14 protein-coding genes and 2 pseudogenes are annotated in these 14807 nt (G+C 69.6%); 8 read left to right on the top strand and 8 right to left on the bottom strand.

All coding sequences use genetic code 11. The features are described 5' to 3' along the window. Window positions 1-82: 82 nt before the first annotated feature. Window positions 83-970, top strand: a complete 888-nt coding sequence (locus tag AB0K14_RS26415) for a linear amide C-N hydrolase (RefSeq protein WP_360455665.1) — start codon at window positions 83-85, stop codon at window positions 968-970. Continuing rightward, window positions 913-1125: a hypothetical protein gene (locus tag AB0K14_RS26420; RefSeq protein WP_360455668.1), complete on the top strand. Its 213-nt coding sequence runs from the start codon at window positions 913-915 to the stop codon at window positions 1123-1125. The genes AB0K14_RS26415 and AB0K14_RS26420 overlap by 58 nt, the downstream gene beginning before the upstream one ends. Here the strand turns inward: AB0K14_RS26420 and AB0K14_RS26425 are convergent. Next, window positions 1112-1651, bottom strand: a complete 540-nt coding sequence (locus tag AB0K14_RS26425) for a tetratricopeptide repeat protein (protein WP_360455671.1) — start codon at window positions 1649-1651, stop codon at window positions 1112-1114. The two genes, AB0K14_RS26420 and AB0K14_RS26425, sit on opposite strands and share 14 nt — an antisense overlap. Window positions 1652-1737: 86 nt before the next feature. Between AB0K14_RS26425 and AB0K14_RS26430 the strand changes: the two genes are divergently transcribed. Both AB0K14_RS26430 and AB0K14_RS26435 read left to right on the top strand, forming a co-directional pair. Continuing rightward, complete coding sequence (locus AB0K14_RS26430; RefSeq protein WP_360455673.1) at window positions 1738-2343, top strand: hypothetical protein; 606 nt, start codon at window positions 1738-1740, stop codon at window positions 2341-2343. A gap of 241 nt (window positions 2344-2584) precedes the next feature. Beyond that, window positions 2585-2926, top strand: coding sequence for a hypothetical protein (locus AB0K14_RS26435; protein WP_364338998.1), 342 nt, complete (start codon window positions 2585-2587; stop codon window positions 2924-2926). 16 nt (window positions 2927-2942) lie between these two features. On the opposite strand, the gene AB0K14_RS26440 is transcribed toward AB0K14_RS26435, so the two are convergent. The 3 genes from AB0K14_RS26440 to AB0K14_RS26450 all read right to left on the bottom strand — a co-directional run bounded on the left by AB0K14_RS26440 (window position 2943) and on the right by AB0K14_RS26450 (window position 7344). Further along, window positions 2943-3359, bottom strand: coding sequence for a hypothetical protein (locus tag AB0K14_RS26440; protein ID WP_360455679.1), 417 nt, complete (start codon window positions 3357-3359; stop codon window positions 2943-2945). A gap of 11 nt (window positions 3360-3370) precedes the next feature. Further along, window positions 3371-4339, bottom strand: coding sequence for a hypothetical protein (locus tag AB0K14_RS26445; protein WP_360455682.1), 969 nt, complete (start codon window positions 4337-4339; stop codon window positions 3371-3373). An 878-nt stretch (window positions 4340-5217) separates the two neighbouring features. Continuing rightward, window positions 5218-7344: a tetratricopeptide repeat protein gene (locus AB0K14_RS26450; protein ID WP_360455685.1), complete on the bottom strand. Its 2127-nt coding sequence runs from the start codon at window positions 7342-7344 to the stop codon at window positions 5218-5220. A 1152-nt stretch (window positions 7345-8496) separates the two neighbouring features. Here AB0K14_RS26450 and AB0K14_RS26455 point away from each other — a divergent pair. Then, complete coding sequence (locus AB0K14_RS26455; RefSeq protein ID WP_360455688.1) at window positions 8497-8739, top strand: integrase core domain-containing protein; 243 nt, start codon at window positions 8497-8499, stop codon at window positions 8737-8739. A 48-nt stretch (window positions 8740-8787) separates the two neighbouring features. Next, a pseudogene (locus AB0K14_RS26460) lies at window positions 8788-9119 on the top strand (transcriptional regulator); the annotation flags it as partial. Here AB0K14_RS26460 and AB0K14_RS26465 read toward each other — a convergent pair. After that, a complete protein-coding gene (locus tag AB0K14_RS26465; RefSeq protein WP_360455691.1) occupies window positions 9092-9763 on the bottom strand; it encodes a hypothetical protein in 672 nt (223 codons plus the stop codon). The pseudogene AB0K14_RS26460 and the gene AB0K14_RS26465 overlap by 28 nt on opposite strands. 303 nt (window positions 9764-10066) lie before the next feature. Here AB0K14_RS26465 and AB0K14_RS26470 point away from each other — a divergent pair, with 303 nt between their 5' ends. Continuing rightward, window positions 10067-12352 (top strand): tetratricopeptide repeat protein, encoded by a 2286-nt coding sequence (locus AB0K14_RS26470; RefSeq protein ID WP_360455694.1) that lies wholly within the window; start codon window positions 10067-10069, stop codon window positions 12350-12352. A gap of 899 nt (window positions 12353-13251) precedes the next feature. Here the strand turns inward: AB0K14_RS26470 and AB0K14_RS26475 are convergent. Beyond that, window positions 13252-13606 (bottom strand): annotated as a pseudogene (locus AB0K14_RS26475) (aldehyde dehydrogenase family protein); the annotation flags it as partial. Here AB0K14_RS26475 and AB0K14_RS26480 point away from each other — a divergent pair. Further along, entirely contained in the window at window positions 13511-13723 is a 213-nt protein-coding gene (locus AB0K14_RS26480) for a hypothetical protein (protein ID WP_360455914.1), read from the top strand. The pseudogene AB0K14_RS26475 and the gene AB0K14_RS26480 overlap by 96 nt on opposite strands. Window positions 13724-13740: 17 nt before the next feature. Here AB0K14_RS26480 and AB0K14_RS26485 read toward each other — a convergent pair whose 3' ends face one another. Then, complete coding sequence (locus AB0K14_RS26485; protein WP_360455697.1) at window positions 13741-13956, bottom strand: hypothetical protein; 216 nt, start codon at window positions 13954-13956, stop codon at window positions 13741-13743. After that, window positions 13953-14801 carry an effector-associated domain EAD1-containing protein gene (locus AB0K14_RS26490; RefSeq protein WP_360455700.1) on the bottom strand — a complete coding sequence of 283 codons (849 nt, stop codon included), beginning with the start codon at window positions 14799-14801 and terminating at the stop codon, window positions 13953-13955. Before AB0K14_RS26490 ends, AB0K14_RS26485 begins: the two co-directional genes overlap by 4 nt. Between the last annotated feature and the right edge of the window lie 6 nt (window positions 14802-14807).

Below are 14807 nucleotides of genomic sequence, written 5' to 3' on the forward strand. Positions count from 1 at the left end.
CCCGAGGGTAACCCCGAACAGACCAGCCGTGCACCGGAAAAGGTATTGATCGGGCGCGGTGGTTCGGGAACCCTGGGAGTCGATGGCGACCCGCGTGATCGCTGTGCTGCTGGTGTCCATGGCGGTGCTGACCGGCAGCGCCCCTCCGTGGCCCGAGCAGCGGTTACCGCCTGTCGCGACGACGCCGACGCCACCCGAGATGGTGGAGACGACGGCGCGGGCGCTCGTCGTGACGCCGACGGAAGCCGAGACGGCCCGCAGTCTCGCGACCCTGCGCAAGCTGGACGACCACCCGCTGTACTCGATGACCTACTACGGACCGGCGCCGCGCATCGACGGCTCGGTGGCCGACCGACCTGGGCCGGCCGACCGCGTGCCGTTCGGCTGCACGCTGTTCGTCGCGGCGGGCACGCCCGGCTCCCCGCTGGTGGGCCGGAACTTCGACTGGGACCACAGCCCGGCACTCGTGCTGCACGCGAACCCGTCCGACGCCTACCGCTCGGTCTCCCCGGCCGACCTGTCCTACCTCGGGGTGACCGCCGACGTCCCGGCCGCCGGAGCGACGTTGACGAAGGCGGTCACGCTGCCGTTCGACGGGATGAACGAACACGGCCTGGTGATCGGGATGGCCGCGCTGGACCACGCGCGAGGGGAGTTGCGCCCCGGCCGACCGGCCGTCGGGAGCGTCGGCGTCATGCGCCTGGTCCTGGACCGGGCGCGGACCGTGGACGAAGCGGTGGCGTTGCTGGACGGCCACAACATCGACTTCGACGGCGGGCCCGGCCTGCACTACCTCGTAGCGGACGCGACCGGCGCGTCCGCCGTGGTCGAGTTCCTGAACGGCGGGCTGCGCGTGACCCCGAACCGGCCGGCGCCCCTTGGCAGGCCATGGAGAACTTCCCACTCGCCAAGGTGGACGAGCAGTCCCGCTCGAACCACACCTGCTACCGCACCGCGTCGTCACGCCTGACCCGTGACGGCGGCAAGCTGTCACCCGACGACGCCCTCGCACTGCTCGCCGAAGTCGCACAACCACATACCCAGTGGTCCGCGGTCTACCGACCGGCCGAACGGGCGCTGCTGCTGACCACCGGCGAGCGCGTGCACCGACTCACGCTGCCCTGACGGCCGCACGTCGACATGAGGTCGGCGTAACCCGTCGCCGGCTCTGGACCGCTTGGCCACCCAGCTCATCTGGCTTTGAGGACAGGCCCGCCGGGAGAGTGCCTGGGCGCTGGAAGGGCTGTCGTCGGGTGTCGTCGAGATGTCGTCGCACGCGTTCGGCGTCGGTGTCGCGGCCTTGGTCCCGGTACAGCTCCAGGGCCTCCTGCCAGACCGCGCGGGCCTGTGCGTGGTGGCCGAGGGCGGCGTGGGGGTGGCCGAGCACGTCGAGGGTGTTGGCGGTCTCGGTGGTGTGACCGAGGCTGCGGAGCAGGGTGAGGGCCTGTCGGTAGTGGCGGATGGCCTGGTGGTGATTGCCGGTGTGGTGGTCGATGTAGCCCAGGCTGTCCAGGGTGTGCGCCTCGCCGTCGCGGTCGTGGTGGCGCCGTTGCAGGGCGAGGGCTTGCGTGCAGTGGTGGTGGGCGGTGTCGTAGTCGCCCAGTTGGGCCGCGTGCCAGCCCACTGTGCTGCGCACCTCGGCTTCCAGCACCGGCTGGTCGAGGGAGCGGACGAGGTCCAGGGCCTGGAGGTCGTGCTCCAGGGATCGCCGGTGGTCCCCCCGGAGCTCCCAGATTCGTGCGAGGCGTGGTGGGCGTGGCCCTGCTGGGCGAGGTCGTGGTGGTGTTGGGCCAGGGTGAGGGCTCGGTGCAGGTGGTCGACGGCTTGTTCGTGCCGCCCCAACTCGGCGTGGGCGCGGCCGAGGCGCCGGTGGGCGAGGACGCGGGCGGCGGGATCGGGCAGGTGGGTGGCGGCGTCGGCGGCGGCCTGCCACACGACGAGCTCGTCGTGGCGGTGCCCCCGCCGCCGGTGGAAGGTGGTCAGGGTCCAGGCCAGGTGAGACACGACCTGGTGGCGGTGCTGGGCGGCCGGCAGGTGCGGGTGGTGGGCGTCCAGCCAGGCCAGCGCGGCCGGGTGGTCGGGCAGCGGCTGGGGTGGGTGTCGGGGGCGGGCGGGTCGAGCCGGATCGGCGGTCCGCCGACCGGGGATCGGGGCCTGTTGGTCGGAGCTCAGTGCTCGCCTGGCGTGGTCGGGGTGGGCAGTTGGTGGTATGGGGTCGCGCAGGTAGCCGATGCCGGCGGTGACGAGGTAGTCCGCCGATGCGGTGTCCAGTTTCCGGGGGTGTCGCAGCAGCAGTTTTCGCAGCTGGCTGTTGTCCTTGATCCGGGTGGGTCGTGGGGGTAGTCGGGAGAACCGCTCGCCGTCGGATCCCCAGTGGGGATTGGTCGGGTCGTAGAGTGCGGTGAGGAAGCGGTCGACCAGCCTGGGCCAGGTGGGTGTGCCCCTCCAGTGTCGGCAGGCGAGTCCGCCGTGTGCGGCGGCGCGCTGGAAGGCGTGGTGGGTGCTGTGTTCCTCGGCCTGGATGGCGACGGTGCCGAGTGTTCCGGCGACGTGGTCGGTGAGCTCGTCGAGGTTGTCGCGGGCGATGTCGGCCAGTGTGGTCCCGGTGGGCAGCCTGCGGTCCGGGTCGATGAGCCAGTGGCAGAGTCTGCCCATGAGCCGGTCGACGGCCTCGATGTCGAGGCGGTCCAACTCGGTGACGGGGGAGTGGGCGTCGATGCCGCAGTTGGTGCGCCGGCGTCGGACCGTGTCGCGGACCCGGTGGGTGGTGTGGGTGTTGATCCGCAGCATGTCGCCGTCGCTCAGCGGGCCGTCTCCGGCGTGCCAGCCTTCCACGGGGCTGTTGCGCCACGCGCTGTTGACCAGGCCGTTGGCGGCCAGGTCCAGCACGGCGCCGACGTGGTCGGGGTCGATGCCGACCTGGTGACGGCAACGCGGGTGACTCAGGGCTTGAAGCGGAACGGCGCGGTCGCGGGTTCGGCGCACACGGCGTCACCGGCGCCTTCCCCGGTCTGGAACGGGAACACCTTGGCCTGGTACTCCGTCCACTTGTCCGCGTTGTGGCCGTCGATCGACTCGGGCCCGGCACCGTCGTCCTTGACCAGGCGGGCGACGCCGTCGGCGTCCGTGGTGACGTAACCGAGCACGACGCCGTTGGCGCCGAGGGCGGCGAACTCGACGTTCACCCCCGGAACGGGCTTGCCGTCGTCGGTCAGCCGGGCGGTCAGTTCCAGGTCGACGCGGGGAGCGCCGTGTCCTTCGACCGTGACCGGCTCGACCGCCAACGCGTAGCCGCAGCCCAGACCACATCCGGTGGTGACGACGGCCGGCGGCACCAGTGCGAACACCAGTGCCGCCACCCGGACTCGACTCAGCAAGGACCGCCGCCGGTTTCCCCCTCGGGAGGGAACGGGCTGAAGGCACGGGACACCGCGATGTCCAGCAGTTGCGCGGCTTCACCGTTCAGGTACTGCATCTGGCCGTTCACCACCTTTCCGGGATCCATGAAGGTGAACACGAACTTCCGGGTCGCCGGGTCGCCCAGGTCGGACGGCGGCAGGATGGTGATCCCGGAGATGCCGGGGTCGCCCGGAATCTGGTAGCCGAGCTTGCCAGGGCTCGACTCGTCCGCGTACACGGCCACCGGGGTGTCGTCGATCTGCACCAGGAACGTGGCGTTGGCCCGCTTCTTCATGTCGAACACGTGGAACCGCAGGCCGGTGTGCGCGTCCGCGGGGTCGAGCTGGAAATCGAACTCGTAGAGCGGGAACAGCGGCTGGTCGAACTTCTCGACCCGCATGCTCAGCTTGATGTCCAGCTGCGCCCGGACGCTCGGCGCGACCATGCTGAACCGGTCGTACTCGCCCTCCACGCCAAAGGCGATGTAGCCGAGCCCCGGCCTGATGGTCATGTCCTTCACGCCCTCGACCGCGACGTACACGCCGTCGATCCGCACGTCGGGCGCCTGCACGTGCCCGTCGTCCACGTGCAGGGTGAGCAGCGGGATCCCGATGCACGCGACGATGTCCTGCTCGAACTCCTTGATCGGCAACGCCTCGGTCTGCTGGAGCTCGAACGAGCCGCCCGCGAGGATCGCGCCGGTCGGTTCCGGCTCGGACCGCAGCCGGGTGCTGAACGTGCCCAGGTCGTTCGGCCCGATCTCCACGGTCACCTTCTGACCGAGGTCGACCAGCTTGGCGAACACGTCGTTGGTCTGCAGCCGCAACGGGTCGCCCGCCAGCGCGAACCGGCCCTGCACGAACGCCTCGGCGTCCATGCCCGGCGCGGCCGAAGTGACCGTGATGACCGGGACCTTGAGCGCGTCGCAGACGCCCCACACCGTGGCCTGTCCACGACCTGCCTGGGAACGAAGACCGTGGAAAGGCGGGCGGACAGCTGCTGCTGGCCTTGGGCTACGCGACGGCCTCGGAGGCCGACCAGCCCGACGCGCCCGCGGGCCAGGTCGACGCACCGGCTCGGGGAACCCGCCCCGCGCGCCAGCCTCTCCGGCCGCCAGCCCGTCCCAAGCGCCCTTCAACGCCACAGCGGCGGCACCGGCAGACCGGGTTCCACGTCGCCCTCGGCGCCACCCGTTCGCGGGACGCATCCCCGGCCGGGCGAGCTGAACACCCATCGCCGGGCGAACTCCATCACGACCGCAGTCGACAGGTCTTGGTGCGACGAGCCGGACGCCGCCCACTGCTCCTGCCCTCACGGCGGCAGACACCCCACGAGCAGCGACCACCAGGTAGGCTCGGGGCGGCGTCGGGAAACACAAAGCCCCACGATGTAATTCCAGGCGACCTGGAATTACATCGTGGGGCAAATTATATGTCCGAGAGGGTTTGTCGACCACTCCGGAGCGGGAGATCTCCCGCGCTAATCGCGCGGAGAGACATGCGGCGACCTTAGCGCAGTCGCGGTGTAGTGCAAGCATAACACGGGAAAATGCACGTGTCGAATCACGGCGCGTCACCGGACGAGCACACAGCCTTCGGGTGTCGCGGCCGCCGTCCACACCAGGCACCACAAAGCACGTACCTGCGGGATTTCGGCTTTATCAACAGTCGTCGGGGCATAGACCGCCGCCTTCTGACGCCGCCTGGGCCCAGTGCCACTACCCGCAACCGCAGTGCTTCTCGCTCGGCTGGAGACAACGGATGCGCCCTCTGCCTTGCGGGGCTCTGCCTTGTCGACTCCTCGACGCCGAGTGGATACCTACGCCGGGTGGGTGTCCGCGTTGCGCTCTCCTGCGGGTATTCGGGCGGATGTCGCTGTGAGCAGCGTGTGTACTTCTTCGGTTTCGGGGTGGTCGATCTCGGTGCACAGGTCCAGCGTGACCGCGAGCGCCCTGGCTGCGTGGCTGTCGCGACCCAGTCCCAGGTATGCGTTGGCCACCCGGCGCAGGACCTCGGCCTGCGACCACAGGTCCCCGAAATCCCGGTAGATCTGCAGGGCGCGCCGGTACTGGCGGATCGCGGCGACCAGATCACCCAGGCCATGGTGGACGCGCTCCAGGCTTTCGGCCGCGTCGGCCAGACTGGCGCGATCGCCGAGACGGGCCAGCACTTCCACCGCCTGTGTGCAGCACTTCAGTGCCGCAGCGTGGTCACCCAGCACGGACAGCACCCTGCCCAATTGGTTGAGCGCGCGTGCCGCTCTGGCCTCGTGGCTGGCCGACTCCGCGAGCGCGACAGCGCGCTCGGCGTGGAATCGGGCGTCATCCAGATTGCCGTCCCGCTCGTGGATCAGGCTGATCGCATGGTGTGCGTGCGCCTGCCCGACGATGTCCGGCAGTTGAGCGGAGACGCGCAGCGCCTCCTGCAGCACGGCTGTGGCCAGTGGGTAGTTGCCGCTGAGCGTGTGCACGCGTCCGAGTACGCGCAGCACAGTCGACTCGGCGCGACGGTCACCGATGCGGCGCGGCGCGGCGAGACCCGCGTCCAGGCTCGCCCTCCAGTCGTGCCGGCTGCCAGCACGCCCCATATAGGACGAGAGCGCCCACGACAGGCGCCACACGTGGTCGTCTGCACCGATGCGGACGGCCTGGCCGAGCGCGGCCAGCAGATTCGTGCGCTCGACGGTGAACCACGCCCAGGCCGCGTCGTGGTCGCGCACCGTAGCGAGGGCCACCCCTTCCCGGCGCGGTTGCACCGGGATCGATTCGCGGTGCGGGTACAGCAACCGGTCCGCGGCGATCGCGGTGTGCAGGTAGCAGTCGAACACCCGCAGCTCGGCCGACCGCCGTTCCGGCTCCCTCGCGGCGAGTTCGACCGCGTAGTCGCGCAGGAGGTCGTGGTGGAATCGATAGCGGCCGCCGGGCAGCTCCTCCACCAGCGAGGCCGCTGCCAGCTGTTGCAACAGCGGCCGGGTCCGGGCAGACGGCAGCCCGGTCAGGCTCGCGGCGGCCTCCGTCCCGAAATCAGGTCCGGGGTGCAGTCCCGACAGCCGGAACAGGCGCGCCGCGCGCTCGGTTAGCGCGTGGTAGGACAGGGCGAACACGGTCGGGACATCGGTGTCCGCACTATCCGCGATGGACAGCTCGGCCAGCTCGGTGACCAGGTCGTCCAATCGTGCGGACGGCCGGACGGTGGCCTGGGCCGCCGCGACGGCCAATGCGATCGGCAGTCGCGCGCATCGCCGGACCAATTCGTCCACCGCGGGGTCGTCGCGGCTGACCTCGCGAGGGCCCAGTCGGGTCAACAGGATCTCGCGTGCCTGCCCCGCCGACGGCAGAGCCACGTTCAGTTGGGCCGCCTGCTCGCGTGCCACCAGGCTGTCCAGTCTGCGTCTGCTGGTCACCAGCACCGCGCAACCGGGACTGTCCGGCAGCAGTGGCCGCACCTGATCGGTGTCGCGCGCGTTGTCCAGCACGAGGAGCATCCGCCGGTCCGCCACCAGCCTGCGGAACAGGGCCACCTGCGTGTCAAGGTCGTCGGGAATGCGCTCCTTCGGCACGTCCAGGGCAAGGAGGAACCCGCGCAGCGCGGCGGGGTCCATCGGGCCGCGGTGGTTGAAGCCGCGCAGGTCGACGTGTAGTTGTCCGTCCGGAAAGCGGTCGCGGGACCGATGCGCCCAGTACACGGCGAGCGCGGTCTTTCCCACTCCCGCGGTGCCCGTGAGCAAGATGACGACAGGCCCTCTTGTCGAGTCTGCGGGGTCCAGCCGGGTGGACAGGAAGTCCAACTCCTCCTCACGGCCGACGAACGTCGCGGGCGAGGGCAGCACGGCCATGGGGCGCCGAAGCGGAGTAGCTCGGTGAAGGTGCACGTCACCGTTGATCACGCCTGCCTGGACGACTGGTCCGGTGACCGCGCCCGACACCTCGTTGTCGACTCCGCCCACCGGTTCAGTGTTCCGCCTCGCCCACCTGCCGTCGACCTCCGGCGTGAGGGACGAGCAAGGGCCGCAGCCGCCTGGCGCACGTTGGTCGGGCGGGCCGGAGAGGACATCACCCGGTGCACGGTGTCGGGAGACGGTGCCGCGGTCGGCTCGCTGGCTTCGTCGTCGCTGACGGCTCGAGGTTTTCTGGAGCAGCCCTCCGGAACCTTGTGCCTGCCGATAACCTCATCCATGCAGGTAGAGGAAGCGCGACACCCAGGGCCCCGAGGCGCTCAGGGTCACGGCTGCCATCCGCCGTGGTGTCGGCCAGCACGGCATGATGACCGGCTGCGCTGCTCCGACTGGCCTATCTGAGCGTGACCAACGCGTTCGCGTTACTGCGTCTGCTGTCCATGAGCGACCGGGACAAGGACACGGAGATCCTGGCGCTGCGCCACCAGATCTCGACCCTGGAACGCCAACTGGGTAACAAGCGTCCGCGGTTCTCGCCCGGCGACCGTGCGTTGCTCGCGGCGCTGCTGCACCGACTCCCGGTCGATGTGCTTCGTCGGCTCCGACTGCTGGTGCGCCCGGAGACGGTGCTGCGGTGGCACCGCGACCTCCTCACTCGCCGCCACGCTGCCAGGTCCCGTCCCCTGCGGCCCGGCCGACCGCGGACCATCCGCTCGATCCGACTCCTGGCCCTACGCCTGGCACGGGAGAACCCCCCTGGGGCTACCGCCGCATCCACGGCGTCGGCATCAAGGTTGCAGCCTCCACCGTCTGGCAAATCCTCCAGGACGCCGGAATCGACCCGGCCCCCGAACGCACCACGACGACCTGGTCGGACTTCCTCCGCTCCCAGGCCGACGCACTCCTGGCCTGCGACTTCTTCGAGACCTCCACCCTGAACGGCGCCCGCCTGTACGTGCTCGCGGTCATCGAGCACGCCAACCGCCGGGTCCGCGTCCTCGGCGCCACCGCGCACCCCACCGCCACCTGGGTTACCCAAGCCGCCAGAAACCTCGTCATGGACCTCGAAGACGAAGGCCGACACGTGCGCTTCCTGATCCGGGACCGCGACGGGATGTACCCCGCCCTGTTCGACCACATCCTCGCCGAGGCGGGCGTCAAAGTCGTCCTCAGCGGTGTCCGCATCCCCCGCATAACGCGATCATGGAACGCTGGATCCGCAGCTGCCGCCACGAACTCCTCGACCGCACCCTCATCTGGAACCGGCGGCACCTCCTCCACGCCCTGCGCGAGTACGAGAAGTATTACAACACCCACCGACCCCACCAAGGCATCGGCAACGCACGACCACTACGCGCTTTTCCACGAGTCGTCACCGATCAAGCAGCGATCACCCGACTCGACGTCCGCCGACGGCAACGACTGGGCGGCATACTCAACGAGTAACACCACGCCGCCTGACCTGCACGGACGACATTTTCGGCAAGCACAGCGCTGCTGGTGCAGGAGCGGTCTGGGCATGTGCTCAACACGTCCGGGCGGCTGGCCGTTGTTCCGAAGGGCTTCCACCAGCCGTTGACAGATGTGCGTGCGGACGCTCGGGTCAGCGCCACCCTGCTCCGTGAGCTGGAGGAGGAGCTGTTCGGACGCGACGAGGTGGACACCACGGTAGGGAAGTCCGTGCGGCTGCGCCGATGCACCCTGGCCGGTGGTCCGCGTCGATACGGTGGCTGCGTGATGACCCCAGCAGGATACGGATGGAATGCACCGGGTTCGGGTTCAACCTGGTGGACGGGAATTACGAGCTCGCCAGCCTTGTAGTTATAATATGAGCCTTCACCCAAGTCAAGTAAGACCAGGTCTTGGACGAAGTGGGGCGGGCACGCCGAAGTGATCTCAGTGAGTCTGAGGTGTACCGCCACAAATCGAAGTTGGCGAGGGTGCGCGTGGCTTCGGTGATCGCTTCGGTGGCGGCGAAATCGATCTCACTGGCATTACTTCGGCATGCTGTTTGGTCAGGTGCACATCTGGCGGGTGGGTGACCAGATTTCGAAACTGTACCTTGGACGAGAACGTTGGACCACGCGTCCACCACCGCGCTGCACGGTCGGGTCTGGGTCGGCGCGAAACAAGCTCGCGTGTAGCCGCCGCTGAGAGTGCTGGACAGGCAATCCCGGTCGTAGGTGATGGGACCGTTCACGTAGAGCGCCACGTGTGGCGCCGCAAGCGAAACCGCTGACGTGCCGTAGTTGGCGACGATTGCCACGGCCTGCGTGGCGGTGTTGTTCACCACCACGCACGACTTGACGACGACATTGTGCGTCGGATGCGGAACGGAGGTGCAGTGGAATGCGCTGGTCTGCGTGACCGGCTGCCAGTACGGATCGGCGTTCGCGGTGCCGCCGCCGAGCACGAGGAACGAGCCGATTAAGGCAGACGCGATCGCCGAAATCTTCAAAGAACGGATCACGAATCCCCTGAGTATTCATTGTGTGAAGTCCGTCGACAGTGGGCCCCAATCCACATGAACTTCCATCGGAGCCTAACAGGCTGAGACCCCGCTGAGATCCGCCGGATGGACGACCGGGCAGTGGTGTCCGACGTCGGCCTTCGGTGTCAACTGGATGATGTTGTCGACCGGCTGATCAACGGACGGGTGGTCGTTGACGGGTCCGGTCGATGGGGCGGCCATGCCGAACTGTCCGTTGACGATCGGGTCTGCGACGTCGGCCTGTTCGGTCCGGCACGCCGGTTTCACGGCATGATCTGCGTCATGGTCGACGGACACGACGAGGCGTCGGCCGGTGACGTGTCCAACAGCGTCGCCAGCGGGAGTCCGGAGCTGCTGTTGCAGGCCGGCGTGATCAAAGGCGATGTGCACCAGTACGGGCACCTGCCACGGACGACCGCGCGGTTGCCGTACCGGTTCGGGCGGGTGCCCCCTCGTGCGGATGCGTTTCAGCCGCGGCGGTTGGCGTTGGAGGTGGACGACGCCCGCACCGTCGTGTTGTCGGGGCCGGGGGGCGCGGGCAAGACGCAGCTGGCTGTCGATCACGCCGAGAACGCCTGGGTCACCGGGGCGGTCGACCTGCTGGTGTGGCTGACCGCGACGGACCGCGGGACCTTGGTGGCGGACTACGCGACGCTGGCCGCGGACTTGACCGGCGTCGAGGACGCCGACCCCGCCGTGGGCGCTCGGCGGTTGATGGGCTGGCTGGTGTCCGCGCGGGTTCGGTGGCTGATCGTGTTGGACGACGTCAGGGTGCCCGGCGACGTCGACGGGTTGTGGCCGCCCACCACCGGGTTCGGCCGGACGCTGGTGACGACCCGCCGGTCGGACGCCGCGTTGCGCGGTGGCAGGCTGGTGCTGCCCGTGGGCATGTTCACGACCGACGAGTCCGCCGCCTACCTGGCGGCCAAGCTCGCGTCGCACCCCGGGCTCGGGGACGGTGCGGTGGAGTTGGCGCAGCGCGTGCGGCACCTGCCGCTGGCGTTGGCGCAGGCGGTGGCCTACCTGATCGACCGGCACCTCACCTGTCTGGAGTACGTGCGGAGGTTCGACGACACGCGGCGGCAGTTGGCGGCGTTGTTGCCGGAGCCGGGCGCGGTGCCCGACGAGTACCACGGCACGGTCGCGACGACGTGGTCGTTGTCGGTCGAGTTGGCGGATCGACTGGCGCCGGAAGGGCTGGCCGGCCCGCTGCTGGAGGTCGCGGCCCTGCTCAACCCCGACGGGATCCCCGCGGCGGTGCTGGTCACGCCCGCAGTGCTCGGCCACCTCGCGGGCGTCGTGGGGCGGGAGGTGGACGCGGAACAGGCGCGGGACGCGTTGACGTGCCTGAGTCGGTTGAGCGTGGTGACCGTCCGGCCCGACCGGCTGCACGGCGAGGTCCGGGTGCACAACCTCGTCCAACGGGCCACCCGCGACGCCCTGGACGACGAGCGGTTGGCAGCACTGGCGGACGTCGTGGCGAGGGCGATGTTGGAGGCCTGGCCGTCTGTGGAGACCGACGCCCAGCTGGCGGAGGCGCTGCGCGCGAACACGGCGGTCCTGCACGCGGTCGCCGCGGGGTGGCTGTGGTCGTCGGGGTGCCACCCGGTGCTGCGGCGGGTCGCCGAGAGCCTCGGTGAAGCCGGTCGACCGGTCGAGGCGCGGGAGCACCTGGACCGGCTGGAGGCGGTCGCCGTGGACCGGCTGGGTCCCGAACACCGCGACACGCTGGCCATCCGGTCGATGGCGGCGACGTGGGCCGGTCGGGCCGGGTCGCCCACCGACGCGGCGTTCCTGCTGGAGAGGGTGGTCTCCGATCAAGAACGCGTGCTGGGCGCGGACGACCAGGACACGATGAGCACGCGCAGCCAGCTGGAAATTCGGCGGGGCCGGTACCAGTTGACCGCCTACGGCGTCGTCATGACGCCAACGGACGTCCTGGCGGCGTTGCGCAAGGTGCTGACCGACCAGACCCGGCTGCTGGGACGCTTGCACCCGGACACGATGGCCACCAGGGGTCGGATCGCTTTCCTACGAGCCGAGACCGGTGACCCCGTCGCGGCGGCCGAAGCGTTCGAGCGGCTGCTGCACGACCAGGTGAAGGCGTTCGGGCCGCACCACCCGTCGGTCCTGGCTACCCGGAACAACCTGTGGATGAGCCGCGCCGAAGCGGGTGAGACCCAGGCGGCGTTGGTCGCCTTGCGCGAGCTGGTGGTCGAACTGGCGCGTGTCGTCGGTCCGAGGCACGTCGACACGCTGACCGTGCGCAACAACATCGCGTTCTGGCAAGGGGAACTCGGCGACTTGACCGGGGCGACGGCGGCGTTGCGCGAGCTGGTGGACGATCAGGCGCGGCTGCTGGGGCCGAGACACCCGCTGACCCTGACGACCCGCGGCCACCTCGCCCGACGGCTCGGGGACACCGGCGACGCCGTGGGCGCGTTGCTGGCCTTCGAGGAGCTGCTGGCCGACCGGCTGAAAGTGGCCGACAGCGATGATCTGGAAGTGCGGACGACCCGCAGCAACGTCACGTTCTGGCGCTACATCGTCGGCGACCACCATGCATAGCTGTTGGCGACGGGGCCGGGCCCGGTGGAGGACCGGCCCCGTTGTTGTCGGTCAGGGGTGGGTGAGGGTCATGATGGAGAGGGTGTTGGAGCCGGAGTTGCAAACCCGACCGTGCCGGGCGGCTTGGAGTCGAGCCTTCAGCCGCCAACGAACCAGCGGAAACTGCTCGTGCGCCCGCGATACCGCCGCGTCGCGGTCGGCCAGGGGTGCGAACGTGTGCGCCGGCTGCCCCCTGACGCCGCGTCCGGCACGCGTTGCTCCGGCAGGCACCACAGCGTCGCCGAATCCGCCTAAAAGTGCTGGTCCGAGTAGTTGACGTACCCGCGTCAACCAGTTACGAGATGATCTTCATCGCTTCCCGCAGCGACTTGTGCCACACGTCACCGGAGGCCACCCGTGGCCGATCAAGTGCGCGTTCAGGTTCTGCCGGGCCCGATGCCCAGCGTGAACCGGTTGCCGGACAACAGCTGCACCGTCGCCGCTTCTGCGCGCCACCACCGCCGGGTGGTACTGCACGGCCAGGCAGGTCACGTGGGTCATCAACTCGATGCTCCAGGCATGTCATCAGCAGTCCGCCCGTGCAACCTGGTGATGGGATGGTGCGGCACGGCGGTGATGACCTGCGGCAATGGGTCCAGCACCAATCGGCGGCACTCCTTCCGTTGCAGCGACGGCACCGCCATCAGCGCGCGGAACAGCGCCTCGGTGGCCGTCACCCGGGCGTCGAGCAGCCAGACCGGTTCGGGCACGCCGGGCATCCGAACGATCCGGTGACGATCGGTGTCGGTGATCGGTCGGGCACGGGCGTAGCCGCGCGTCAGCGCAACCGCGATGAGACGGTGGCGGGGCCGCAGCGCGTCCGAGTGGAGCACGTGCTGATGCGCCACTCGGTCGGTGCAGCCGGATCCATTGAACGACACCACCGGCAGCCGGAGTCCTCGGCCAGCGCGCCCGCCGCCTCGTTCGGCACCGGCAGCACCGACCACGAGCCGACAGGCAGGCCGGTGCTCGGCCGGCAGGTCGCCGAGCAGCAGCGCCACCAGCGGTGTCGCTGGCGCGGGCTTGACCCCGATCGGCGTGCCCACCGCCAGTGCGGGCCCAACCTTGTATGCCACCAAGTTCAGCGGAAGCTGAACGGCGCGATGCCCAGCACCGGCCGTGCGGCGCGCGCCGCACCACCGACAGCTGGCCGTCCGCCGCCGGATCGGTGTGCAGCCGGTGGAGCTCGCCGGAGAACCGACGCGCCTCCTCGGCGGTGGTCGGTTCCACGGCTGGCATCGCGCCCCGGCCGCGCACCTGCACGCCCTCGTCCGAGGACAGGACGTCCAGGCGGGGCACGTCCACCGGATAGAACGCCTGCACCTCGGCTGAACCGCGTTCCGGGAGCGTCAGGCGACCCGGTGGGCGGCCAAGGCGGAGGCGATCCGGGATGCCCGGATGCCTTCGTTCTTGCGCATGAGTGGCTTGCCGGCGACCTCCTGAGGACGACCGCCCGCGTGGTGGACGGCGATCAGGTCGCCTGTGGCGTTGAAGACCGGCGCGCCCGACGAGCCCACCTGGGTGTCGGTGAGGTAGTGAACCTTCCTGTCGTCGAAGTAGGTCACCTGGTTGCGGGCGAAGCCGAGCCGCTTGCGTTGACCCCGGGGGGCTGCACCACGAACGCCTGTCCGTCCTTGGCTGGCGCAACCGACCGGGACGGGATGATGATCGGCCAGCGCTCGTCCAATGGTGTGGTCATGCGGATCACGGCCCAGTCATCGTCCTTGTCGGAGACCACGTCGGTGGCGTCGCACAAGATCTGGGTCGCGCCGACGATGCCGCCCCGGCCGTCGTCCTCGAACCCGAACTCGGCGGTCACGGTGGCAGCGGCGGCGTCGGTCTCGCTGTTGTGCAGCACGTGCCAGTTGGTGAGCAGGAGGTCCTCGCCGATGCGAAAGCCCGTGCCGTACTGCTCGTCGCCGCCCACCCACACGTTGAGCAGGCACACCGCGGGAGCGACCGCGACAAGGCGCTCCAGGGTCGTGGTCAGGCCGGGCACCCGGCCGATCTGGATGGTGAGGTCGTCCTGGTACAGCAGGGCTTCCGGCTCGGTGACGTGGTCGTCGAACACCGGTTGCCCGGTCGCGCTGACCGGTTCGCTGGACAGCCTTGTCGGCCGATCCGCGAGCAAGTCGGCCAGGAACGGTTTGGCGGGATTGACGTCGGCCAGCGCCTTGCTGGCCGCCGTGACCAGGGCGCGGGTGCGTCCCTCCGCCGCAGCCTGTGTGAGGGCGTCCATCCACAGGTAGGTCGGCGGCTGCTCGCTATCGATCTGGGCCATGTCCAGGCCTGCTTGCCGGGCCACCAGCTGGACCGCCTGCGACTTCGGGTACAGCGTCGTGAGCGTGCGGTGCAGTTGCTGGGCCACCCGGTCGTCGAACGGGTACTGAAAGGCGTCGAGCGGGTTCATTGTCGC

Source organism: Actinosynnema sp. NPDC050801 (genome assembly GCF_040673975.1).
Classification (GTDB): Bacteria; Actinomycetota; Actinomycetes; order Mycobacteriales; family Pseudonocardiaceae; genus Actinosynnema.

Coding starts and splice junctions, on each gene's coding strand:
- AB0K14_RS26415 (WP_360455665.1), top strand. CDS start 83: ATGGCGACCCGCGTGATCGCTGTGCTGCTGGTGTCCATGGCGGTGCTG.
- AB0K14_RS26455 (WP_360455688.1), top strand. CDS start 8,497: ATGGAACGCTGGATCCGCAGCTGCCGCCACGAACTCCTCGACCGCACC.
- AB0K14_RS26490 (WP_360455700.1), bottom strand. CDS start 14,801: ATGAACCCGCTCGACGCCTTTCAGTACCCGTTCGACGACCGGGTGGCC.
- AB0K14_RS26435 (WP_364338998.1), top strand. CDS start 2,585: ATGTCGGCCAGTGTGGTCCCGGTGGGCAGCCTGCGGTCCGGGTCGATG.
- AB0K14_RS26470 (WP_360455694.1), top strand. CDS start 10,067: ATGGTCGACGGACACGACGAGGCGTCGGCCGGTGACGTGTCCAACAGC.